Here is a 22,549-nt window from a genome sequence, read left to right on the forward strand (position 1 = left end):
CGCGACGGGATCGGCCGGCAACGCGGCCGCGCGCGGCGCGGCCTCGTGCGCGACGGCGGGAGGCGCGATCAGCAGGTAGCCGCGGCCCGGCACCGTCTTGATCAGGTCGCGGTCCGCGCCCAGCGCCTTGCGCAGCGTCGCGACGTGAACCTGCAACCGGTTTTCCTCGACGATCAGGCCCGGCCACACGGCATCCATGATGTCGTCCTTCGACACGACGGAACCGTTGGCGCGATGCAGCACTTCAAGTATGTCAAGCGCGCGTGCGCCGATACGCAGCGACGCGCCGTGGTGGCGAATGTCACGCTGCTCGAAATCCACCGACAACGTCCCGATCTGGATCATGGCCGCCTCCAGGTTCCCCACGATGACCGCCATGTGAACACGGCCGTTCACCAGGGCGGGAATGCACACCCGTCCAGCGCTGCCGGCCGGGCGCAAAGTCTCAAAATGTGGACTGAGTGTAAACACCGAATTAACAAAAATCTTGAAGGAAAATGCGCTGGCCTTCCGCACACCGGCGCGCCCGCGGGCGGGCGCCGCGCCGAATGAAAATGGGGCGACATCGGCCCCGCATTGGCCATGGCGGCGCGCTCGCGTGCCCGTCGAGGCCGGCGCGGCGCGGGTCGGGCCGCTGGCAAGCATTTCGTCAGCAAGTGGACATTTATTCAAGTTAACTTGGGCCGGTCGAGTGCACCGTTTAAACTTCGCGTAAATATGTTCGCGCGCCGCCCCCCATCGAAGGATTGTTCCGCCATGCCAGATTCCCTCGTCGCGTCCCCGGCCGCACGGCCGAAAGACACGCTCGGCTGCCTGTCGAGCCTGCTGTCCAAGGACATCGAACGCCCGGTCGGCGGGCTCACGCTCCATCGCAAATGCATGCGCGACGAGCACTTCGAGCGCATCGAGATGGCGGCCAGCGATCGCGGCTTCCTGATCGGCGTGTCGCTCAACGGCGGACACCGGCGCACGATCTACGGCGGCACCGGCCAATCCCGCTCCGAGCGGCGGTTCCAGCACAACTCGATCTACATTCGCGACTTCTCCCGGAATTTTCGGGCCGACCTGTACGGCAAGTTCGACTTCCTGCTGGTCGAGCTGTCGCACGCGTATCTCGACGGCCTCGGCCGCGAGCACGACGGCACCGAAATCGGCGGCCTGACCTGCGCGCCCGACGTACAGGACGAGGTGCTGGGCCATCTCGCGCACGCGGTGGCCGACAGCCTCGACGAGCCCGGCGTGCTGAACGCGCTGTTCGTCGAGCAGATGGGGCTCGCGATCGGCGCGCATCTCGCGCGCCAGTACGGCAACGCGGACGCGCGCGACCTGCAGCACAAGGGCCTGCTGTCGCCGGCGAAGACGGCGCTCGCGAAAGAGCTGCTGATGGAGAAGGCCGATCTCGGCGTGTCGATCGAGGAAGTCGCGCGCGAGTGCGATCTGTCGCGCGGCTATTTCATTCGAGCGTTCTCGCGCACGACGGGGCGCACGCCGCATCAATGGCTGCTCGAACAGCGCGTGATCCGCGCGCGGCAACTGATCGAGACGACCGACATGTCGCTCGCGGAAATCGCGGCCGCCTGCGGCTTCGCGGACCAGAGCCACCTGAACCGCGTGTTCGCGCGCATCGTCGGCCATCCGCCCGGCGCCTGGCGGCGCGAACTGACGCGCTGACGCGGCCGCGCGCCACCGCTACGCGCGCGCCCCGCAACTCACTGCACGACACGGCACGGCACGGCGCGCATCGCCCGTCGCTCACCGGAGCGGCGTCGCGTCGTAATTGACCGGCACCCAGTCGTACTGCTCCCCGTCCCTGCGCAAATGCCCGAGCCCGGGAAACGCGATGTGCGCGGCGCCGACGAGGTAACGCTTGTCCGCGACACGCTTCAGCGTATCGCGCCGGGTGCGGCGCGCCGCGTCCGCATCGCTGTCGTACTGGACCGTCGCGTCCGGGTCCTGCAGCTGGATCGCCGCGACGTGCACGATGTCGCCCCACGCGAGCAGCCCGGCGTCGCCGCTCTCGATCAGGTACGCGGTATGGCCCGGCGTATGGCCTGGCATCGGCACCGCGCGAATGCCGGGCGCGAGCGTCGCTTCGCCGCGAAACGTCTTGAAGCGGCCCGCCGCGACGTACGGCGCGACCGACGCGGCAGCCGCATCGAAGAACGACGCGAGGAACGCCGGCGCCTGTGCCTTGTTGTCCGGATCGAGCCAGTAGTTCGCTTCGATCTCGTTCACGCGCACCACCGCGTTCGGGAAGGTCATCCTGCCGTTCGTCACGATGCCGCCGACATGATCCTTGTGCAGGTGCGTGAGCAGCACCTCGTCGATCTGCTCCGGCGCATAACCGGCCGCACGCAGGTTCGCGAGCAGCTTGCCGCAGCAATCGCCGTACAGCACGCCGGCCCCCGAATCGACGAGGATCCGCTTCGTGCCGGTATCGACCAGGAACGCGTTGATCGAGCCCTGCACGGGCGGCTCGAGAAACGCACGGTCGAGATCGCGCCGGATGTCGTCCTTCGAGATGCCGCGGAACACCGTATCGACCGGAAACGGATGCGTGCCGTCGGACAGCGCGACGATCCGCAGGCTGCCGAGCTGCTGCCGATAAAAGCCGGGCGCCTGATCCGCGCCGCCCGGTCCGGCCGCACACGCGGCCGATGCGAGGATGCCGAAGCACCACGCGATGACCAGCATGCCGCCGGTACGCCAGTTCAGGTTCTTCATGTCCGCTCCCCGGTTGCGTATCGAGATATCGCGCGCGTTGCCGGCCCGGCCGGTCAGGCGCGCGACACCGAGCTTACCGGCCGGTTTCGCAATAATCCTGAGCGCGACATGAATCGTTCTGAAAGCCGGCACCCGCCGGCGCCGGCCCGGCTTACGCGGCCCGATCCCGCGCGCGCTGCGCGTCGAGCAATGCGGCGCGAAACACGTCGGCCGGCTGCGCGCCGCTGACGACCGTCGACCCGATGCGCGTCGACGGCACCGACGCGATGCCGTCGCGCACCGCCGCCTCCTCGAGCGCGACCACCGCGTCGAGCCCTTCGCCGGATGCGAGGAAGGCACGCACCGCGTCGCCGGCCAGGCCGGCGCCGGCCGCGATCTCGACCAGCACGTCCGCATCGCCGATATCGCGGCCGTCGCGGAAATACGCGGCAAACAGCGCATCGACGAGCGCGACCGCGCTGCCGCGCTGCTGCGCGAACCAGACGAGCCGGTGCGCGAGCCGCGTGTTCGGCGTGCGCGCGATCCGTGCGTGGTCGAACACAAGGCCCGCCGCGCGGCCGGCGTCGGCCACATGCGCGTCGAGCGCCTGCGATCGCGCCCAGCTGCCGAACTTCGCGCTCCGGTACGCCTTGCGGTCGATGCCGCCGGCCGGCATCGTCGGGTTCAGTTCGAACGGCACGAACCGCACGTTGACGGCGCCGGCCAGGCCGGCTGCTTCGATCGCCTCCGCGAGCCGGTGCTCCGCGATCCAGCACCACGGGCAGATCAGGTCGTAGGTCACGGTTACTTCGACGGGTTTCATCGTCATCTCCTGTACATTGCAGTCCGGAAGATAACGCTTGCGCGCCGGCGATAGAATGCGAACGGCACGCAACGCATCGTTGCGGCCTGCACAAAGACACAAAGACTCGAAGAGCACGACATGGACAAATTCTCCGCGCTGCGCGCGTTCGTCGAAGTAGCGGAAGCCGGCGGCTTCTCGAGCGCGGGGCGCCGCCTCGACCTCGCGGCATCGTCGGTAGTACGCGCGGTGGATGCGCTAGAGGCGTCGCTCGGCACCGTGCTGCTGAACCGCACGACGCGCCAGGTCACGCTGTCCGATGCGGGCGCGATGTACTACGCGCGCGCGAAGCAGCTGCTCGAGGAACTCGCGGAAGCCGACGCGCTGGTGTCCGATCGCGGCGACGAGCCGTCCGGGCCGCTGCGCGTGTCGGTGCCGGTCGCGTACGGCGTGCGCCGCATCGCGCCGCACGTCGCGGCGTTCCTCGCGCGCCATCCGAAGCTCGACCTCGACCTGCAGCTCACCGACGAACGCGTCGATCTCGTCGCAGGCCGCATCGACGTCGCGATCCGGCTCGGTGAAGCGGCGCCGTCCGCCGATGTCGTCGCGCGGACGCTCGGCACGTTCCACCGCTACGTCGTCGCGAGCCACGACTATCTCGCCGCGCACGGCACGCCGGCCGAGCCGGGCGAGCTCGTCGATCACGCGTGCCTGCGCTTTCACTTCGGCGGCGACCAGCAGGCGTGGTCGTTCGTCGACGCGCACGGCACGGCGCAGGTGCGCGTTACCGGGCGCCTGAAATCGAACCACAGCAAAGTGCTTCGCGATGCGGCGCTCGACGGCGCCGGCATCGCGCTGCTGCCCGACTGGCTGGTCGAGGCCGACGTCCAGTCGGGCCGCCTGCGCCGGCTCTTCGAGCAATACGACGTGACGCCCGGCACGGCCCGCTCGGTCGTCACCGCGCTCTACCTGCCGACGCAGCGCGGCTCGAAACGCGTGACCGCGTTCATCGATTTCGTCGAAACGCTGGTGCGCGCGCCGCACTGAGCCGTCCGGCGGCGTGCCGCGCGACGCGCTACCAGCCGAACTTCGCTTCGACGCCTACGTAGTCGGCATTGCGCGCGCCGAGCGCGCGGATCGAGTCGGCGATCTGGAAGTGCACGGCCTCGACGGCCAGCGCCATGTTCGGATTGACGAGCCAGTCCACGCGGGCCTGCGCATACATCCCCGTGTACGAGCCGCCCTTGCCGGCCGTGCCGGGCACCGCCGACATCCCCTGCCCGTAGATCGCGTCGGCCGTCGTCTCCCGCCACTGGAAACCGACCGCGGTCAGCACCGTCACGCTGCTCGACGGCTTGAATGTCAGCGACGGCTTCACGTGAATCAGGTTGCTGTAGCCGGTATAGCCCGCGAGCGTGAAGTAATAACCGTTCGGGAACAGCGGGTTGAAGGTGCCCATGCGTCCGTCGCCGGGATGCTTGTCGCCCGATGCGCCGTCGACCTGGATGCCGACGCGCGGCGTGCCCGGCGTCTTCGCGAACGTGTAGCCGCCCAGCGCGCCGAACGCCCACGCACCGATCGTGTCCTGGCCGATGTGCCCGGTCTGGAGCATCGCCTCGACGTCCCAGTCGAACCCGCTGGACTTGCCCGCGTAGCGCATGTCGAACACGTCGCGCCGCTCGGTGCCGGCCCCCGCGATGTAGCGCGCATTGTCGCGCGTATAACGCGACCAGTATGCCGACAGGTCGCCGGGGCCCGTGTTGGTGCGCTCGACACGCACGCCGTCGAACCGCAGGTGCCGGTTCGACACGTCGTCGAACGCCGCGTCGTTGCGATACTGCACCGGGCGCGTCACATAGCCGATCAGCCGCCACTTGCCGATTTCGTAATCCGCCCACAGCGCGTCGAACGCCTGGCGCACGTTCGGGCCGTCGCGCACCGACACGAACCGCTGCAGGTCGTACGCCATCTCCTGCCGGCCGATCCGCGCCTTGAACGTGCCGCCGCCGATCTGGTCGACATACGCGACGAACGCCTGCTCGATGTCGAACTGATCCTTGTCGACGGGCGACACCGTGTCCTTGCCGAACGGCCGCGCATCGACGAACTGGACGAACGCCTGGAAATGCCCGGCGTAACGCAGGTCCGCATGCACCGTCGCACGCTGGATCACGTAGTTGTCGTCGTGCGCGGCGCCGAGCCCGAACAGCGGCGCGTTGTTCAGCTCGAAGCGCTCGCGCAGGTTCGCGCCGAGCGACAGGTAGGTCGACGGGTCGCCGCCGAGCGGGATGTACTTCAGCGCATCGCCCGGCTGGCGCGGCACGCACGGGTTCGCGAGCACCGACCAGTCTTCCTGCCAGCGGTTGAACAGCACCGTGGGCCGTTTCGCGGTACACGTCGTGCCGGCGGCCGGGGCCGGCGAAGCTGTCGAAGCGGCATCCTCGGCCCCGGCCGCCGTACCCGCGTAGCCCGCGACGCCGCCCGCCAGCACGGCGGCCGGCAGCACGCGGCGCCAGGCGCGCCCCATCGACCCGCGCTCCATCACTTCGACCGCGCGTGGATCTCGGCGACGTAGCCGCCCGGGAACTGCACGAGCGCCGCATCGCGCCCGTCCGACGTGAACGTCGGCACCAGCACGGTCACGCCCGCGGCCTGCGCCTGCTTCAGCGTCGCGGCCAGGTCCGGCACTTCATAGCCGGTCATCTCGCGGCCGAACGGGTAAGGCAGATGGCCGTCGGTGGCGAGCACGGTCATCTTGCCGAAACCCGATTCGATGCGGATGCGGCGATACGTATCGTTCGGCCGGCCGATCTCGATGCCCGGCGCCTTGCGCACGTCGGACACCACCTTGCCGCGCGAGAACGCGACGAAGTCGTGCACCAGCTTGCTCGCGCTTTCCGGCGACACGTACACGCGGTTTTCCGGCACCGTCTGCAGCGGGTCGTATTTCGGCGCCTGCGTGTGCCAGTAGAGCTGCATGTTCACGCCGCCCGGCCAGCGGATGATCGCGTCGCGGCCGATCGGGTCGGGGAACGTGTCGACGACCACGTCAGCGCCGTGCGCGCGCGCCGATTTCATCGCGACGTCCATGTCGGTGACGAGGTAGCCGGTGCGCTCCTCGCAGAACGGATAGGGGATCGGCGTCTTGAAGCCGAACACCGAGATCGTGCCGGCCGGCGTGAACACGAGCTGCGACATCGTCTGGCTCGGCGTCGGCGTGACCTGGAACACGCCCTGCTTCGACTTGCTGCCGCCGAACGTCGCGACGAAGCTGTCGGTGAAGCGATCGAAATCTTCCGGCGCAACGCACACGTGCGTCGTGTCGTACTGCGGGCCGACCGCGACGGCCGGCACCTTCGCGGACGTCGTCTCGAGCAGGCGCGTCTCGTCGGCATGGGCCGGCGCGGTGGCCAGCAATGCGCCGAGCACGGCCGCCGACGCGGCCGTCAGCCGCCATGCCTGTTGCAATTTCAGTGCGATCATCGGGTTCTCCTTGAAAGTGGCACGCGCGGCCACATGCCGCGCGCGCATTCAGCGTGACGTCGGCCGCTCGTCGGGCCGACCGGATTGATAGGCGAGGAAGCACAGCACCGCGAGCGGCAGCGCGAGCGCCCAGAACGCCGCGAACAGATAGGCCATCGCACCCGCGCCGGCGCCGAGCGCGAAGCCCGCGACCGGCGGCAGCGTGCGCCGCAGCCGCACGCGTGCGGCTTCGCGTTCGGCCGGCGCGGCGAGCGGCACCAGCCAGTCGAATGCATCGATCACCGCCTGCGTGACGTTGCCCGTCATCACCGTGTTGGCGACGACCGAGCGGGCCGTCAGCCGCGCGTGCGCGTTCTGGACGCCCATCGCCGCGGCGCCAAGGAGGCCGCACAGGATCGTCCTCGGCGCGTCGGCATCGGCGATCGGCGAGGCCATCACGCCGGCCAGCATGAAGCCGGCCAGCAGCACGGCCTGCAGCGCATACAGCGAACGCGCACGCACGCCGTGGCCCAGCTGGCGCATCCGGTGGTCGAGCACGCGCGCGACGACGATGCCCGCGATGAAGGACGGAAACGCGAGCCACTTGATCGCGAGCCCTTGCCCGACGCCGGCCAGGCCCGAGCCGATCAGGATGAAGTTGCCGGTGACGTGCGCGGTGAACAGGCCGAACAGCGCGACGAAGCCAAGCGTGTCGACATATCCCGCGATCGACGCGAGAAACACGTCCTCGCCGCGCACGCGGTCGGGCACGGCGCCCGCGGTTACCGGCTGCGACGGCATGACCCGGTTTCCTGGATGGTGGCGCCGGCGCCCGGCGAGATCTGATAACGCATGTTCCGCTCCGGTTGCGCCGACCGGCCCGGCTTGCCGACTGGCATCCGGCCCGTGCGGCGGTTCGGAAGCCAGACTAGTGAAGGCTGACCTTAATGTCATGGCGGCCGCCTGAATTTTTCTGAATCGGCGGCGGGCTCGCGTGGCCGGGGGGCTGGGCGGGCCCGACGCGGTTTGCGCACCGCGCCGGGCCCCGCAGCGCCGAAAGCCACGCCGCGCGCGGCATGCGGCCCGTCAATCGTGCTATTTTTCGATCGATAGTTAACGCAGGCGCACCATCGGGAGCCGATGCATGACCGAAAGAAAACGCAGCACGCCGGCCCGCGAGCGCGGGACGGACGCCGACGGCAACGCCGTCACGCCGGGCCGCCGGCTCGCGCCGGAAGCGCGCGAGCGGCAGATCGTCGAGAAGGCGATCGAGCACTTCGCGACGCACGGCTTTTCCGGCAGCACCCGCGAGCTCGCGCGGCAGATCGGCGTCACCCAGCCGCTGCTGTACCGGTACTTCCCGAGCAAGGAAGCGCTGATCGACCGCGTGTACGACGAGATCTACACGTGGAACCCCGACTGGGAAAAACTGATCGGCGACCGCACGGTGTCGCTGCAGGAGCGGCTCGTCGCGTTCTATCGCGACTATGCGCAAACCATCCTGCGGCGCGAATGGATCCGCACGTTCATCTTCGCGGGGCTCAGCCGCGAGGGATTCAACACGCGTTACCTGTCGCGGCTGCGCGAACGCGTGTTCCTGCCGGTGCTGCGCGAGCTGCGGCACGAATACGACATCGCGACGCCCACCACCGAGGCCCAGCGCAATGCGGAAGTCGAGCTGGTCTGGAGCCTGCACGCGAGCATCTTCTATTTCGGCGTGCGCAAGTGGGTCTACGGCCTGCCGGTGCCCGACGATCTCGACACCGAGATCGAACGGCTGATCGACGCGTTCCTGCACGGCACGCCCGCCGCGCTGAAGCAGCTCACGTCGGACGCACCCGCGCGGCGGCGCCGGCGCGGCTGACACGGGTGGCAGGCATGCCGGACGACGACGGTCGCATCGTCGTCCGGCATGTTCACGCTCGTGCGCCTTCGTCAGGCCCGCACGCGACGGGACGCCACCGGCCGAGCGAATCGCACGAGGATCGGCAACCGCCTGCCACGGCCGGCCCGTGACCAGGCAAGCCGGTTCCGGCCGTGCGCGCAATCACGCGAATTCAGAACAATTTATCCGGCGCGCCGCACGATTCGCCTATTCTCGAAAGGCATTTGCGGCCGCGCCGGTTTCGCGCGGGCCGAACCGAACAGCGACCGACCCATGACCCTCTCCATGCCTTCGATCACCCATCACACCGTCACCGCGAACGGCATCCGCCAGCACTACATCGACGCCGGCAGCGGGCCTGCCGTCGTGCTGCTGCACGGCTTCCCCGAGACCAGCTTCGCGTGGCGCTTCCAGATTCCCGCGCTCGCGCAGCGCTACCGCGTGATTGCGCCCGACCTGCGCGGTTACGGCGAAACCGACAAGCCGGCCGCCGGTTACGACAAGCGCAACATGGCGCGCGACGTCGCCGGGCTGCTCGACGCGCTCGGCATCGGCCGCATCGCGCTCGTCGGGCACGACCGCGGCGCGCGCGTCGCGACGCGTTTCGCGAAGGACTTCCCCGAGCGCGTCGACCGGCTCGTCGTGATGGACAACGTGCCGACGCGCATCGTCGCGCAGAACATGACCGCGCAAACGGCGCGCGCGTACTGGTTCTTCCTGTTCCACCAGGTGCCGGATCTGCCCGAGGCGCTGATCGCCGGCAAGGAAGCCGAGTGGCTCAGCCATTTCTTCTCCGACTGGTGCTACAACCCGCACGCGATCTCCGGCGACGCGTTCGACACCTACGTGCGCGCGTACCGGCGCCCGGGCGCCGTGCGCGGCGCGCTGGCCGACTACCGCGCGAACGCCGAGGACGTGCGGCAGGATCTCGTCGACGCGGACGTCAAGATCGCGTGCCCGACGATGGCGCTCTGGGGCGAGGATTTCTACGCGGTCGGCAAGATGTTCGACATGAAATCCGTGTGGGAAAGCATGGCGACGGACCTGCGCGCCGAGCCGATCGCACAGTGCGGGCACCTGCCGCAAGAGGAGCAGCCGGAGCGCGTGAACGCGCTGCTGCTCGACTTCCTGCAGCACTGGGAAGGCTGATTCGATGCGCGCGCAACGAACCATCGGGAGGCTGGCAGCATGAGCGACGTTTCGGGCCCGCTGGCGGTCGTGATCGGCGGATCGGTGGGCGGGTTGTTCACCGCCACTTCACTGCGGGCGGCCGGCTGGCGCGTCAAGGTCTTCGAGCAATCGCCGAACGAGCTCGACAGCCGCGGCGGCGGCATCGTGCTGCAAGCGCCGATCGAACGCGCGTTCGCGTTCGGCGGCGTGCCCGTGCCGCACGATGCGGGTGTCGATTCGGGCGACCGGATCTATCTCGACGCGCACGACCGGATCGTGCAACGCATGAACATGCCGCAGACGCAGACCGCGTGGAACGTGATCTATACGGCGCTGAAGCGCGCGCTGCCCACCGGCGTCGTGCACGGCGGCGTGTCGTTCGAGCGCTTCGAGCAGGACGGCGAACGCGTGATCGCGCACTTCGGGGACGGTCGGGTCGAGCCGGCCGACCTGCTGGTCGGCGCCGACGGCGGCCGCTCGAACGTGCGCGCGCAACTGCTGCCCGATGCGCGGCCCGCGTATGCGGGTTATGTCGCGTGGCGCGGGCTCGTCGACGAGCACTTGCTGCCGGCCCCGGTGCTCGACGTGCTGCGCGACCGCTTCACGTTCCAGCAAGGCGACGCGCACCTGTTCCTCACCTATCTGGTTCCCGGCCGCGACGGCGCGATCGAGCCGGGCAAGCGGCGCGTGAACTGGGTCTGGTACCGGCGGCTCGCACCGGCGAGCCTGCCGTCGCTGTTTCTCGCGCGGGACGGCACGCAGCGCGACGGTTCGCTGCCGCCCGGCGCGATGCGCGACGACAACCGGCTCGAACTCGTGGACGCGGGCCGCCGGATGCTGGCGCCCACGCTCGCCGCGCTCGTCGACGCGACGCAGGCGCCGTTCGCGCAGGCGATCCTCGATCTCTCGGTCGAGCGCATGGCGTTCGGCCGCGCGGTGCTGCTCGGCGACGCGGCCTGCCTCGTGCGGCCGCATACGGCCGCGGGCGTCGCGAAAGCGGCGGAGAATGCGGTCGGGCTCGCCGAGGCGCTGCGCGGCGTCGTGCACGGCCCCGCGTTCGACGCCGCGCTGGCGGGCTGGGAACGCCGTCAGCTCGCGACCAACGCGTCGTTGTCCGACCTCGGCATCTCGCTCGGCACGCGGATCATGGGGCGCGCGTGACCGTCCGGCGGTGCGCGCCGCTTCGGTCGATCGCGCGTGCGGGCCGGCCCGTCACGCGTGGCGCACGACGATATCCCACGCGGTATGACACGCCTGCCCCGGCAGCGTCAGCGCGCGCAGCACCACCCGATCGCCCTGCTGCGTCGCGACGCTGAACTTATGCGGCGCCAGCAGCGCGACCGTCGCGCCGTTGTGCTCCAGTTGCAAGCCCGGCGCCGCAGGCTGGCCGCTCAGATGCGACAGCCAGATGTCCAGCACCATCCGGTCGCGCGTCACCGCGAATTCGACCGTGTGCGCCGCCCACGCATTCAGTGCATGGCCCTGCGGGTTGCGGAACGACGGCCCCGCGGCCAGACGCGGCACGTTCGCCAGTACGTCCTCGTGCGCGGCCAGCACCGACAACCCGCTTGCGACGAAGCGTTCGGGCTGAAGCAAGCCGGGATCGGCCGGCTGCGCCCGCTTGCCGGCTTCGGGCGCCAGCGCGAACGCCTGCCCGAGCGCGATCGCATGCTCGGCATGACGCGCCAGGTAGCGCCAGTGATTCAGGAAGCGCACGTCGCCCGTCATGTGCAGGCCACGGATCGGTTTGCCCTGATGCTCGAGCACGATGCGGACCGCGTCGAAATCGTGCCGCTCGTGCAGCCCCCATTTCGTGACGAAATTCTGCTCGCAGCCCACGAGCCGCACGTGGCCGCGGCCGCCCCACAGATGCAGGAAGGTCGTGTCCAGCCCGTAGATCGCCGCGAAGTCCCGGCCGATCCTGCCGGCCTGTTCGCGGACAAACCGCGCGAATCGCGCCCAGGGCTCGCGGCCGCCGACCACGAGCCCCGCCTGCAGCGGCTGCCCCAGCCGCTCGAGCACGTCCTGCACGCACTGGTGGATCAGCGCGTCGCGCCGTTCGCCGATGAGCGGCGTCATCACGAACGCGCAGAAGTGCGCATCGGGCGCGACGTGAAGGGCGTCGTCGTGCGGCACGACGTCGAAGATGTCGAACCGCGGCCCCGGGAACCAGATGTCGGCATCGTAGAGCGCGAGCGTCTGCAACGCCGGATCGGTGTCGAAGATCGCGGCCGCGGAGATGTAGCGGTCCCAGGCAAGGTCGCCGACGCCCGCCGCCGCGTACACCTCGATCCCGTTCGCGCGCAGCCGCTGCTGCTTCTCGTCGGACAACCCGTAGCCGATGACGCCGATGCGCCCCCGGTAGTCCGTCGCGCGCAGCGAGACGATGAACGGGATGACCATTTCGTACCAGGCCTGCGTGTTGTCGTCGATCGCGAACGCGACGAGTTGATGGCGGTCGGTCTCGTTGTTGTCGGACGTGTTCATGCGTGTGGTGAGATTGGTCAGTCCGTCGTTCCGATCGGTCCGGCTGCCGGTGTTCCTTTACACGCGACGCCGATTATCGGAAGGCAGTCGAATACCCGTTATCGTCATACGATTGCGAGCGATATCCATTCGGCGGCGGCCCGTTCGCCGGGGCCGTTCGCCTGAAAATGGATGCATGATTTTTACCATGGCGCGATATTCCCGCGCGACCTGAAAATGCGTCGCGATCCGGAACATTTGTTAAATAGCTTGAATGACCGACAACCGGCCGGCAATTTGCCTTAACATCCGGCCGTCATCTCGACTGACGCCGATCACGGTTGACCGACCCTGGACTCCGGCCGTGGCTTTCATTTTTCAGGTGCCTGAACGGGGCGCCGATTTCATCCGGACGCTACGACCGATCATGTTCCAGACCCCGGGAGATTCATTCGTCAACGGCTCGTTGCTGGGCCTGTGCGTCGAGGTGCCGCTCGCCGCGCTGGTGTCGCTCGCCATGCACGGCGTCGACTGGAACGGGCAGCGCATCGCGATGCTGATCGCCACGCCGGTGCTGCTCGCCTGCATTGCGCTGCTGACCCGCCCGGTCGCATTCAGCACGGTGTGGAAGCACAAGCGCTCGCCGTTCGTGCTCGACGACAACGTGCGCGCGTCGATCTACGGCCGGCTCTGCGGGATCGCGCTCGGGCTCGTGTTCGGCATCATGGTCGCGACGACGTTCGCCTGATCCCGCCGAACCGGCGCGCCCGACGAAACCTGCGTCGGGCCTGAAGCCGCCGGGTCACGAGCGCGTCTTCCCGGCGCATCGCGTCACGCCGACGCCACCAGCGTGTTGAACGACGTATCCCACAACGGCGCGACATTCGCCGGCCCATCCAGCACGCCGATCCGCGCGAACACATCCGCGACCTGCTGATGCTGCGCCACCACGTCGGGCGTCACCGGCAGCAGCGCATAGTCTTCGCTGCGCTGGTCGAACATCGCGACGAGATCGGCCACCGGCACGCGCGTCTCCTGGTTCTGCACCCGCGCGTAGTCGCCGAAATGCCCGTTTGCCCATGCATACGCGCGCCGGAACCGCAGCAGCAGATCGCCCGTCGCCGCACGACGGCGCGCATCGTCGAGCGTGCGCGGGTTCGCGTACACCGGGAAATTGCCCGACAGATAACCCCTCCCCGTCTTCAGCACGCGCGCCCCGTAGCGATTGCGCGCGAGCTGGCCGTTGTAGCCGTAGATCGCCCACGCGTCGATGTCGCCGCGATCGTAGGCCGACAACCCGTCGGTCGGCGACAGGTTGATCGGCTGGATGTCGTCGAAGCCGAGGCCAGCTTCCGTGAGCTGGCGATACAGGAAGTAGTGCGACGTCGTCGCGCGCACGTAGCCGACGCGCTTGCCCTTCAGGTCCGCGATGCTGCGGATCGGCGTGTCCTTGCGTGCGAGCGTGACCTGGTTGTTCAGGTCTTCGCGCACGCGGGTGATGAGCCGCACGCTGGCCTTCTGGCGCGCGGCGAACACGGCCGGAATTTCGCTACCCGAACCGATATCGAGCGCATCTGCATTGAGCGCCTCGATGTGCAGCACGCCGTTGTTCAGTTCGCGCCAGTCGATCCGGTACGGTGTGTCGCCGAGGCCGGCCGCCTGCAGCAGCGCGCGCCAGCCGCCCTTGTAGGTCGCGACGCGCAACGTCGTGCCGGCGAGATCGGCGTTGACGGCCGGCGTGGCGAACGCGGCCTTCGCGGCGAACGGCGCCGCCACGGCCGCGGCGCCGGCAAGAATCAGGCGGCGGCGTGCCGCCGACGTTGACGCCATCGAATCCTCCTGTCGATCGGTTGCGAATTGAGCGGAAGCCTGCGCGGCTGCATCAATGCAGCACCGGGAATCCGTGGCGCTCGGCCAGCAGCTCGAGAATGCGGCGCGCGTCGGTGACAAACCGCACGTCGCCGAGCGTCCGCGCGTCGTCCGGCGCCGGCTGGTCGCGACCGAGCACGAGGACCGGCAAGCCCTGGTGCGCATCGTCGAGCGCCTCGATCACCGCGTGGCGCGGCCGCTCGAAGCCGACGCGCTTCACGTCGATGCGGCCGGCATGCTCGGGCGCGCTCGCCAGCAGCCCCTCGATCGACAGTCCGTGCGGACAGACGAAACGCTGGCCCGGATGCTTCGGGTCGGCAAAGCCCGGTTCCAGCAAAAACAGTACATCGCGACTCATGTCAAACGGCTCCCGTGTTCGTTGTTCAGCCGGGACGCATGCGCACGTCGGCGCCGTCGTGGTCCCGGAGCAGGCCGGCCCGCGGCCGGATGCCCGACTCTACCGTTGCGCGTCGCACCGCCCTACCAACGTTTTGAGAAATCGATATGCCGGCGCGCATAGCGCATCGATCGTGCGCCGCACAGACGGCCGTTGCGTAAATGCATCGCCCGGTTCATCGCCGACATTGCGGATATCGAACCATTTCATCGATCGATATGACGGCGGCTGCGGGTAGCCGGCGCCCGACGTTCGCCGTTCGAGCGATGCGTTCGCCGCAGCAGGGGTACCGGACGCGATCGCGACGCACATGCCGGACTTGCAGCAACGCACATTACAAATCGGCCGCGCAGCGATTTACAAACCACGGATCGACCGTTCGCCGGTTCAACCCGCGTCAATAGCATCGTGCTCCTTACAGTCTTACTCATAAAAACAGAGGAAAGTCATGATCAAAAAAACGGTGGTCCTGGGTTTGGTTTCGATCGGTTCGGTCAGCGCGCATGCGCAGAGTTCGGTCACGTTGTACGGCGTCGTCGATGCCGGTTTCGCCTATACGAACAACCAGGGCGGCGCGAGCAACATCCAGCAGACGAGCGGCAAGCTGAGCGGCAGCCGCTGGGGCCTGAAAGGCGTGGAAGATCTCGGTGGCGGCCTGCAGGCGGTCTTCACGCTCGAAAGCGGGTTCCGGCCGAGCGACGGCGGGCTCGGCCAGGGCGGCCGGCTGTTCGGCCGTTCCGCGTACGTGGGCCTGGCCAAGTCCGGCATCGGCACGCTGACCTTCGGCCGCCAGTACGAGCCGATCACCGATCTCGTCGCGCAGTACTCGGGGTCCGGCTTCTGGTCGCCGGCCACGCACGTGGGCGACAACGACAACATGAACCAGAGCTTCCGCCTGAACAACGCGGTGAAGTTCCGCAGCGACACGATCGCCGGCTTCACGGCCGACCTGCTCTATGCGTTCAGCAACCAGGCGAACGGCGGCGCCGGCACCGGCTTCTCGAACAACAATGCGTGGGGCGTGTCGGCGAACTACGTGAACGGGCCGCTGTCGGTCGGCGGCGGTTACGTGCGACTCAATCACCCGAATGCGACGTCGAATACGACCGGCGCGGTGGGCGGCGCGACCTCGACCACCGGCAACGACTACAGCGGCGCGTTCTTCTACGGGCTGAACGGCGGTGTGCTCAAGCAGCAGATCGGCGTGGCGGGCGCGAACTACGCGCTCGGCCGCGCGACGTTCGGCTTCGCGTGGAGCCACACGCAGCTCAACTATCTCGACGGCTCGTCGCGCAAGTTCAACAACTACGACGTGAACGCGCGTTACCAGATCACGCCGGCGGCTACGCTGATCGGCGTCTATACGTTCACCGACGGGCGCGCGAGCGGCCTGCCGGGCACCGGCGGCCAGACGCTGAAGCCGCGCTGGCACCAGTTCACGCTCGGGTTCGACTATGCGCTGTCGAAGCGCACCGACATCTACGTGTCGGGCATCTACCAGCTCGCAGCCGGCGATGCGAGCACGGCGACGGCGGGCGGTTATCGCAGGATCGCGGCGATCTCGAACATCGGCAGCGCGTCGTCGACGAACCGCCAGGTCGCGCTCGTCAGCGGGCTGCGCGTGAAGTTCTGACGGCGTGCGCAGCGGGTGTGGTGCAATGCGGTGCGGCGCGATAAGCAAAGCGGGAATCGTTGTTTGCCGCGCCGTGCCCGGTTGCCGAGAATGTGCGTTTCCCGTGCGCTGCCCGCAGGCGCGATACGCGTTCGACGATGACCGACTCCCGCCCCGCGTGCCGCGCAGCAGCCGGCGTGCGGCACTGCGTCGGCACGCCGGCGCATCGGGCATCGCACCCGGGCGATTCGCCGCCGCACGTACCCGCCGTTGTCGTGCGGTGCGTGCCCAACCCGCAAGGAAGCCATCATGAGCGCCCCCTCCGTCGCCGCTCCGGTTGCGACGTCACCGTTCGTCGACGTCCGCTCGCCGGCGGACTTCCCCGACAGCCCCGTGTCGCGCGTGCTCGCGCAGCCGCTGATGCTCGGGCTGTTCCTGCCGATCCAGGCCGGCGGCTGGAGCGCGTCGACGCTGCCGCGCACGACCGACTGGACGTTCGACTACAACGCCGAGCTGGTCGCGCGCGCGGAAGCGCTCGGCTTCGATCTCGTGTTCGCGCTGTCGCAATGGCTGCCGAAAGGCGGTTACGGCGGCGTGTTCGACGGCCACGCGCTCGACTCGTTCATGACGCTGGCCGCACTGACCGCACGCACCGAGCGGATCATCCTGGTCGCGACGAGCCACGTGCTGTACGGGCCGTGGCATCCGCTGCATTTCGCGAAGTTCACCGCGACGCTCGATCACATCTCGCGCGGGCGCTGGGGCATCAACGTCGTGACCGGTCATCGCGCCATCGAGCACGAGATGTTCGGCTGGAACCGGATCGAGCACGACCGGCGCTACGAGATGGCCGCCGAGTTCGTCGACGCGGTGCAGCAGTTGTGGGCGCAACCGGACAATTTCAGCTACACGCCCGCGCTGTCGGGCTGGCGGCTGGGCGGCGCGTTCGTCACGCCGAAGCCACGCTACGGCCGCCCGCTGCTGATCAACGCAACCGGCTCCGACGCGGGCATCGAGTTCGCGGCGCGCTATTCGGACATCGTGTTCGTCACGAGCCCGGCCGGCCCCGACGCCGAACGCGCGATCGACGCCCTGCCCGCGCATACCGCGCGCGTGAAGGCGGCCGCCGCTGCGCGCGGCAGGACGATCCGCACGCTGCTCAACCCGCTCGTGATCTGCCGCGAAACGGCAGCCGAAGCGCGCGCGTATCGCGACGCGATCGTCGCGCATGCGGACGAAGGCAGCTTCCACCGTTTCGACAGCGACGCGCATGCGTGGCGAGGCGGCTTCGAACAACGCGCGCAGGCCGACGCGCGCGCGATCGGCGGCAACATCTCGATCACGGGTTCGCCGGAGGAAGTGGCGGACACCATCGTGCGGCTGCACCGTGCGGGCATCGACGGCATCCAGTTGAGCTTCTACGATTTCAAGCCCGATCTCGACTTCTTCGGCGAGCGCGTGCTGCCGCTGCTGCGCGACGCCGGCTTGCGGCGCTGACGCGGGCGGCGGACGCATCGCCCGCCGCGGCACTCACCGTTTCGACACGGCCGGGTCAGAACACGCGGCCTTCGGTGAGGTGCGTCGTCACGCCGTTCAGGTCGTAGTCGCCGATCACGCGCGCCTTGTGCAGCAGCGGGTTGTGGCTGAAGATCGTGCGCAGGTTGCGCCAGTGCCGGTCGAAGTTGTGTTCGCGCGCCGTCGCCGATGCCCCGCCGACTTCGAACAGCCGCTCGGCCGCGTGCAGCGCGAGCTTGCTGACGATGAGCTGCGTACGCGCGGTTGCGAGCGCGCTGTCGAGCACGCGTGCATCCGCATCGGCATCGCCGGCCTCGATCGCGTCGGCGGAACGGTCGAGCGCCCGCGCGTTTTCGCGCACGAGCGCGTCGATCGCGTGACTGTGCGCGGACAGTTCGCCGACGACCTGCTGGATGAAGTGATCGTCGCGCGCGGTCGGCGCCGGGCTGTGCAGCACCGGGCGGCCGTGCGCGAGCACATAACGACGCGCATCGGCAACCACGTTGCGCACGATGCCCGCGCCCGTCGCGACGAGATGCAGCTGGCGCAGCGCGCCGCAATGGCGGCCGACGAGCGTCGAGCCGTCGCGCGGGGCCACTTCGTCCGCGAACACCTGCACGTCGTCGAGCAGCAGGCTGCCGCTCGCGGTCATGCGCTGGCCCATGCCGTCCCAGTCGTCGAGCACCCGCACGCCGTCGCGCGCGACGGGAATGATCACGGCGACCGCGTCGCCCTGCTCGTTCTCCACGTTGATGCGCGCGAAATCGGCGAACGCGGTGCCGGTCGAATAGTATTTGCGCCCCGTCACGCGATAGTGCTCGCCGTCCCGGCGCAGCACGGTGGTGTTCTCGCCCGGCCGCGACGTGCCGCGCTCGGTCGACGCACCGCCGAAGATCGCGCCGGCCAGTGCCCGCTCGAGCTGCACGTCGTTGAACGGCGTGCGCGGCGACAGCCGCAGCGTCTCGGTCTGGTCGTAGTGGATTCGCAGCGCGTGCGCGAGATTCGAATCGGCGGCGGCCAGCGTCGCGATCGTGTCGAACAGGTCGACCAGCGTGCCGCCGAGGCCGCCGCGCGCGACCGGAATCCGCAGCACGCCCAGCGCCGAGCGCCGGAAGCGTGCGAAGCCGTCGAACGGCAACTCGCGACGCGCCTCGCGTTGCGCGGCATCCTGCCCGATCGCGGTCGCGAGATCGGGCAGTGCGGCGAGCGCGTCGCGCAACGCGTCGCGCGGATCGACGGCATCACGGGCGGTCATTCTGCGGTTCCTTGTACGAGAGGTTCGGGAATGCCGCTGCGCGGTGCGATCGCGGCATCCGCGAACCGGCGCACATACGGCACCGCAAAGTATAGGGACGCCCCCGGTGTGCGTGAAAAGCCGATTTCAGCTTTTGTTATGCGTGTGCCGGGAATGGTCGCGCGCCATCGCGCGATGCCCCGGCGCGGCACGGTCGCGCGTGGCGACCGTCACGATTCCGTCGACGGGTCGGGTACGCGCACGATGCCCTCCGGATACCGGATGTCGATCAGTCCGTGCTTGTCGCGGATGCGGATCGGCGGCACGACCTCCACGCTCGCACGGTCGACGCCCTCGCACACGGCCAGGTTCGTATTGGTGCGGTAGTACACGCGCTGGTCGTCGACCGCAAAGGCCCAGTTCAGAAAGCGCAGGCTTCGTGCGTCGATCCCCGGCAACGGCTTGCGGTAGTTCTTCCCCCACAGCACGTGACCGTCGGCGTCGATCAGCATGTCGTGAAAGACGCCGCGCGCGGTCTCGACGTCGACGCGCCCCGGCTTCGTCACGATCTTGCCGTCGTAAAGGATCTGCGCGCCGAGCCGCGCATACCGGTAGCCGAGGCTCACCACGCCGGCCGGATCGTCGATGCCGCGCTTGCGCACACCGGCGCAGAACAGGTGCTTCGCATCCCGCGCGTACGCGCCGCCGATATGCGTCAGGCTGGCCACGTCAGCCTTGACGACGGTCAGGCGGCATGGGCCGCGATCGGGATCGTGGATGTCGCGCTCGACGTGGTAAGCCTGCCGTGCATCGCGATACCAGCCGCCGCCCAGGGGTTCCAGCGTGGCGGCATCGCCGTCGGCAACGAGCCCTTCGCCTGCGTCGTCGTAGCTGAACGCGGCGCCGCCCGCGTAGTAGCGCAGCCCCGACGCATCGACGGCAAAGTGGTCGACCAGGTGCCGGAAGCTGCCCAGATCGAAGTTGTTGAGCGCGCGATACTGATGCCCGCTGCCGGTGCGGGCCCAGACGCGTTCGCCATCGCTGTGGAACGGCCCGCCGAGCGGGGCGAGCGGCTCGTTGCGCGTGTCGCGCCGCCGCCGCGCTTCCGCCTCCTCACGGCGCTGCGCCTCCTCGGCGTCGTAGATGGCCTGCTGCTCCGGCGTGACCCGCGCCGCATCCTCGTACTGCTGCATGTGGCGCGCATGCAGCGACTGCACGGTCGCGATGCAGTACACCGAATGCGGAACCGAGCGCAGATACAGCGCCCAGTCCTCGTCGTCGCACCGGTAGAACCAGTGGATCGCCTCGCCGTCCCATCCGGCCGGGTCGGTGCGCGCGAGCAGCGCGGCCTTGACGTCCCGGACCTTGCCGGGCACGACGAAGGAAAGGCTGTAGCTGGTGTCACGGACGATGTCGAGGCTCTCATCCTCGAACAGGCTTCGCATCAGTTTTTCGAGTTCTTGCAAGGTCATGGGCGCGTGTCGACCCGGTGACGGGCCACGGAATGAACGGACGTGCGGCGGTCATTCTAACCATGCCGACGTGCGCTGCCCCGGCCTCCTTCGGGACATTCGGTCGATCCATCGCGTATCCGCCCGGATACGAACACGTCGACGATCGTCATTTCACCGCATCCGGTTCCCGATCGGGAACGAAACGGGCATTCCGTTGCCGGCACGATCAATTCGTTTCCGTTCGGATACGAATTGATGCCTGCGCCAACGAGTTGTGCAATACTGTTCCCGATCAGATACGAAGCACGGAGGACGTCATGCACGAGATCCTGCCCGTCGGCACGATCGGCGCACTCGCCAACCTCATCCGCGCGGCACGGCTCCAGCAGGGATTTACGCGGGACGAACTCGCGAACGCCACGGGGCTTTCGCCGAAATTCATCAGCCAGGTGGAGGCCGGGAAGCCCACCGCGCAGGTCGGCAAGATCCTGCTGCTGCTCGGCGAACTGGGCATCACCCTGCTCGCGCAATCGTCCATCGAGATTTCGGCGGCAAACGTGCTGAAGGCCGCGCAACGCCGCAGGAGCCGCCATGGCGAGTAGAACGCTGATCGCCTCCGCGAACGGGTTGCGCATGGGCGCGCTGACCGACGACAAAGGCGTCTGGTCGTTCACGTACGACGCACAGTGGCTGGCATCGCCACGCGCGTACCCGCTGTCCCCCGCCTTCCCGCTGCGCGCCGGCACCTTCACCGATACCTCGACCGATCGCCCGGTCCAGTGGTTCTTCGACAACCTGCTGCCGGAAGAAGGCATGCGCACGTCGCTTGCGCGCGAGGCCAGGGTCGACGCCGCCGACGCGTGGGGCCTGCTCGCGTACTTCGGGCGCGAATCGGCCGGCGCGCTCACGCTGCTCGCGGAAGGCGAGCAGGAAGCGGCCGGCAGCATGCAGCCGCTCCCGCTCGACGAACTCGAACGCCGCATCCAGGCGATGCCCGAGCGCGCGCTGACGGCCACCGCGCCCAAGCGCATGTCGGCGGCCGGCGCGCAGCAGAAGCTGCTGCTGATCCTGCGCGGCGACGCGCCGGACTACACGCTGTTCGAGCCGGTCGGCAGCGAACCGTCGATGCATCTGCTGAAACCGGACATGCGCGCCGCCGGCTATCCGCATTCGGCGATCAACGAGTTCTTCTGCATGAAGCTCGCGAAGCGGATGGGCCTCGACGTGCCCGACGTGCACTTTCTGCGCGCGCCGTCCGCGTGCTACGTGATCGACCGTTTCGACCGCGATACCGCGTCGGAGCCGGCCGCACGGCTGCATACGATCGATGCGATGCAGTTGCTGAACTACGATCGCGGCTTCAAGTACCAGCGCGCGAACGCGGAAGAACTCGGCCGCGCGATCGGGCAGACCAGCACGCGCGCGCTGGCGCGCCTGTCGGTGTTCCGCTGGACGATCTTCAACGTGGTGGTCGGCAACGGCGACGCACACCTGAAGAACCTGTCGTTCTTCGTCGACGCGCGCGGCTACCGGCTCGCGCCGTTTTACGACATCGTCAGCACGGTCGTCTATCACACGCCCACGCACCGGCCCGATCATCGCGGCGATCATTGGCCGCACTGCGAACTGACGATGCCGCTCGGCGCGGCGGCGCGCTTCGCCGACATCGACCTGGGCGCGCTGATCGCGTTCGGCCACGCGCTCGGGCTCAGGGAGAAGGCAGCCGAAAACGAGCTGCGGCGCTTTCTCGAACCGCTCGATCGCAGCGTCGCGCAAACGCTCGACGAAGTGCGCGAGGTCGCGCGCCCCGACGCCGGGGAAATGCGCCTGCTGAACTCGATCGTCTCGATGCCGATCGCGGAGATGGGCCGCGCGCTGCGGCAGGGGCGCGGGTAAGCGGCCGCGTGCGGGTCGCGTGCCGTCCGCTCACCGCGGCCGATGCCTGACGAACCGGCCCCGGCCCGTGGTGAATGCCCTTCA

The 22,549-nt window shown here is 68.7% G+C and carries 21 protein-coding genes; 10 read left to right on the plus strand and 11 right to left on the minus strand.

The genetic code is table 11. From position 1 onward, the window contains the following. A partial coding sequence (locus DPV74_RS06510) for a winged helix-turn-helix domain-containing protein (RefSeq protein ID WP_240439937.1) occupies positions 1 to 645 on the minus strand: 645 nt, incomplete at its 3' end. 111 nt (positions 646 to 756) lie between these two features. Between DPV74_RS06510 and DPV74_RS06515 the strand changes: the two genes are divergently transcribed. Beyond that, positions 757 to 1,671, plus strand: coding sequence for an AraC family transcriptional regulator (locus DPV74_RS06515; protein WP_027792615.1), 915 nt, complete (start codon positions 757 to 759; stop codon positions 1,669 to 1,671). Positions 1,672 to 1,752: 81 nt separating this feature from the next. Here DPV74_RS06515 and DPV74_RS06520 read toward each other — a convergent pair whose 3' ends face one another. After that, entirely contained in the window at positions 1,753 to 2,724 is a 972-nt protein-coding gene (locus tag DPV74_RS06520; RefSeq protein ID WP_374708955.1) for an MBL fold metallo-hydrolase, read from the minus strand. Between the two features lie 151 nt (positions 2,725 to 2,875). Next, on the minus strand, positions 2,876 to 3,526 hold the full coding sequence (locus tag DPV74_RS06525) for a DsbA family oxidoreductase (RefSeq protein WP_119336824.1): 651 nt from the start codon (positions 3,524 to 3,526) through the stop codon (positions 2,876 to 2,878). 120 nt (positions 3,527 to 3,646) lie between these two features. Between DPV74_RS06525 and DPV74_RS06530 the strand changes: the two genes are divergently transcribed. Further along, complete coding sequence (locus tag DPV74_RS06530) at positions 3,647 to 4,552, plus strand: LysR family transcriptional regulator (protein ID WP_119336809.1); 906 nt, start codon at positions 3,647 to 3,649, stop codon at positions 4,550 to 4,552. 28 nt (positions 4,553 to 4,580) lie between these two features. Here the strand turns inward: DPV74_RS06530 and DPV74_RS06535 are convergent, their stop codons facing one another. Genes DPV74_RS06535 through DPV74_RS06545 form a run of 3 tightly spaced genes read right to left on the minus strand, consistent with a single transcriptional unit; the run spans position 4,581 to position 7,768 of the window. Beyond that, complete coding sequence (locus tag DPV74_RS06535) at positions 4,581 to 6,032, minus strand: alginate export family protein (RefSeq protein ID WP_119336825.1); 1,452 nt, start codon at positions 6,030 to 6,032, stop codon at positions 4,581 to 4,583. 14 nt (positions 6,033 to 6,046) lie between these two features. After that, positions 6,047 to 6,988: a glyoxalase gene (locus tag DPV74_RS06540; protein ID WP_027792610.1), complete on the minus strand. Its 942-nt coding sequence runs from the start codon at positions 6,986 to 6,988 to the stop codon at positions 6,047 to 6,049. Between the two features lie 48 nt (positions 6,989 to 7,036). After that, positions 7,037 to 7,768 (minus strand): YoaK family protein, encoded by a 732-nt coding sequence (locus DPV74_RS06545; protein WP_027792609.1) that lies wholly within the window; start codon positions 7,766 to 7,768, stop codon positions 7,037 to 7,039. A gap of 343 nt (positions 7,769 to 8,111) precedes the next feature. Here DPV74_RS06545 and DPV74_RS06550 point away from each other — a divergent pair, with 343 nt between their 5' ends. The 3 genes from DPV74_RS06550 (at position 8,112) to DPV74_RS06560 (ending at position 11,183) form a co-directional block, all read left to right on the plus strand. After that, a complete protein-coding gene (locus DPV74_RS06550; RefSeq protein ID WP_027792608.1) occupies positions 8,112 to 8,831 on the plus strand; it encodes a TetR/AcrR family transcriptional regulator in 720 nt (239 codons plus the stop codon). Between the two features lie 294 nt (positions 8,832 to 9,125). Beyond that, positions 9,126 to 10,001 (plus strand): alpha/beta fold hydrolase, encoded by an 876-nt coding sequence (locus tag DPV74_RS06555; RefSeq protein ID WP_060084564.1) that lies wholly within the window; start codon positions 9,126 to 9,128, stop codon positions 9,999 to 10,001. A 39-nt stretch (positions 10,002 to 10,040) separates the two neighbouring features. After that, complete coding sequence (locus DPV74_RS06560) at positions 10,041 to 11,183, plus strand: FAD binding domain-containing protein (protein WP_119336810.1); 1,143 nt, start codon at positions 10,041 to 10,043, stop codon at positions 11,181 to 11,183. A 51-nt stretch (positions 11,184 to 11,234) separates the two neighbouring features. Here the strand turns inward: DPV74_RS06560 and DPV74_RS06565 are convergent, their stop codons facing one another. Then, the gene (locus tag DPV74_RS06565) at positions 11,235 to 12,509 is read right to left on the minus strand and encodes a hypothetical protein (protein ID WP_060173551.1); all 1,275 of its coding nucleotides are present in this window, start codon (positions 12,507 to 12,509) and stop codon (positions 11,235 to 11,237) included. A 406-nt stretch (positions 12,510 to 12,915) separates the two neighbouring features. On the opposite strand from DPV74_RS06565, the gene DPV74_RS06570 reads away from it, so the two are divergent. After that, positions 12,916 to 13,236, plus strand: coding sequence for a hypothetical protein (locus DPV74_RS06570; protein WP_027792604.1), 321 nt, complete (start codon positions 12,916 to 12,918; stop codon positions 13,234 to 13,236). Between the two features lie 83 nt (positions 13,237 to 13,319). Here DPV74_RS06570 and DPV74_RS06575 read toward each other — a convergent pair whose 3' ends face one another. Both DPV74_RS06575 and DPV74_RS06580 read right to left on the minus strand, forming a co-directional pair. Further along, positions 13,320 to 14,318, minus strand: coding sequence for an ABC transporter substrate-binding protein (locus DPV74_RS06575; protein ID WP_119336811.1), 999 nt, complete (start codon positions 14,316 to 14,318; stop codon positions 13,320 to 13,322). Positions 14,319 to 14,370: 52 nt separating this feature from the next. Next, positions 14,371 to 14,715 (minus strand): DUF3088 domain-containing protein, encoded by a 345-nt coding sequence (locus DPV74_RS06580; RefSeq protein WP_119336812.1) that lies wholly within the window; start codon positions 14,713 to 14,715, stop codon positions 14,371 to 14,373. Positions 14,716 to 15,202: 487 nt separating this feature from the next. Between DPV74_RS06580 and DPV74_RS06585 the strand changes: the two genes are divergently transcribed. Together DPV74_RS06585 and DPV74_RS06590 are read left to right on the plus strand one after the other, a co-directional pair. Continuing rightward, positions 15,203 to 16,387 (plus strand): porin, encoded by a 1,185-nt coding sequence (locus DPV74_RS06585; RefSeq protein WP_119336813.1) that lies wholly within the window; start codon positions 15,203 to 15,205, stop codon positions 16,385 to 16,387. 288 nt (positions 16,388 to 16,675) lie between these two features. Then, positions 16,676 to 17,863 carry an LLM class flavin-dependent oxidoreductase gene (locus DPV74_RS06590; protein ID WP_027792599.1) on the plus strand — a complete coding sequence of 396 codons (1,188 nt, stop codon included), beginning with the start codon at positions 16,676 to 16,678 and terminating at the stop codon, positions 17,861 to 17,863. 55 nt (positions 17,864 to 17,918) lie between these two features. Here the strand turns inward: DPV74_RS06590 and DPV74_RS06595 are convergent, their stop codons facing one another. Beyond that, positions 17,919 to 19,136, minus strand: coding sequence for an acyl-CoA dehydrogenase family protein (locus DPV74_RS06595; RefSeq protein WP_060194537.1), 1,218 nt, complete (start codon positions 19,134 to 19,136; stop codon positions 17,919 to 17,921). A 209-nt stretch (positions 19,137 to 19,345) separates the two neighbouring features. Continuing rightward, positions 19,346 to 20,587 carry a DKNYY domain-containing protein gene (locus DPV74_RS06600; protein WP_059693466.1) on the minus strand — a complete coding sequence of 414 codons (1,242 nt, stop codon included), beginning with the start codon at positions 20,585 to 20,587 and terminating at the stop codon, positions 19,346 to 19,348. Positions 20,588 to 20,886: 299 nt separating this feature from the next. On the opposite strand from DPV74_RS06600, the gene DPV74_RS06605 reads away from it, so the two are divergent. After that, the gene (locus DPV74_RS06605) at positions 20,887 to 21,171 is read left to right on the plus strand and encodes a helix-turn-helix domain-containing protein (RefSeq protein ID WP_021158233.1); all 285 of its coding nucleotides are present in this window, start codon (positions 20,887 to 20,889) and stop codon (positions 21,169 to 21,171) included. After that, a complete protein-coding gene (locus DPV74_RS06610) occupies positions 21,161 to 22,465 on the plus strand; it encodes a HipA domain-containing protein (protein WP_119336814.1) in 1,305 nt (434 codons plus the stop codon). Before DPV74_RS06605 ends, DPV74_RS06610 begins: the two co-directional genes overlap by 11 nt. Positions 22,466 to 22,549: the final 84 nt, after the last annotated feature.

This window comes from Burkholderia sp. HAN2018, from assembly GCF_024704855.1.
Taxonomy (GTDB): Bacteria; Pseudomonadota; Gammaproteobacteria; order Burkholderiales; family Burkholderiaceae; genus Burkholderia; species Burkholderia cepacia.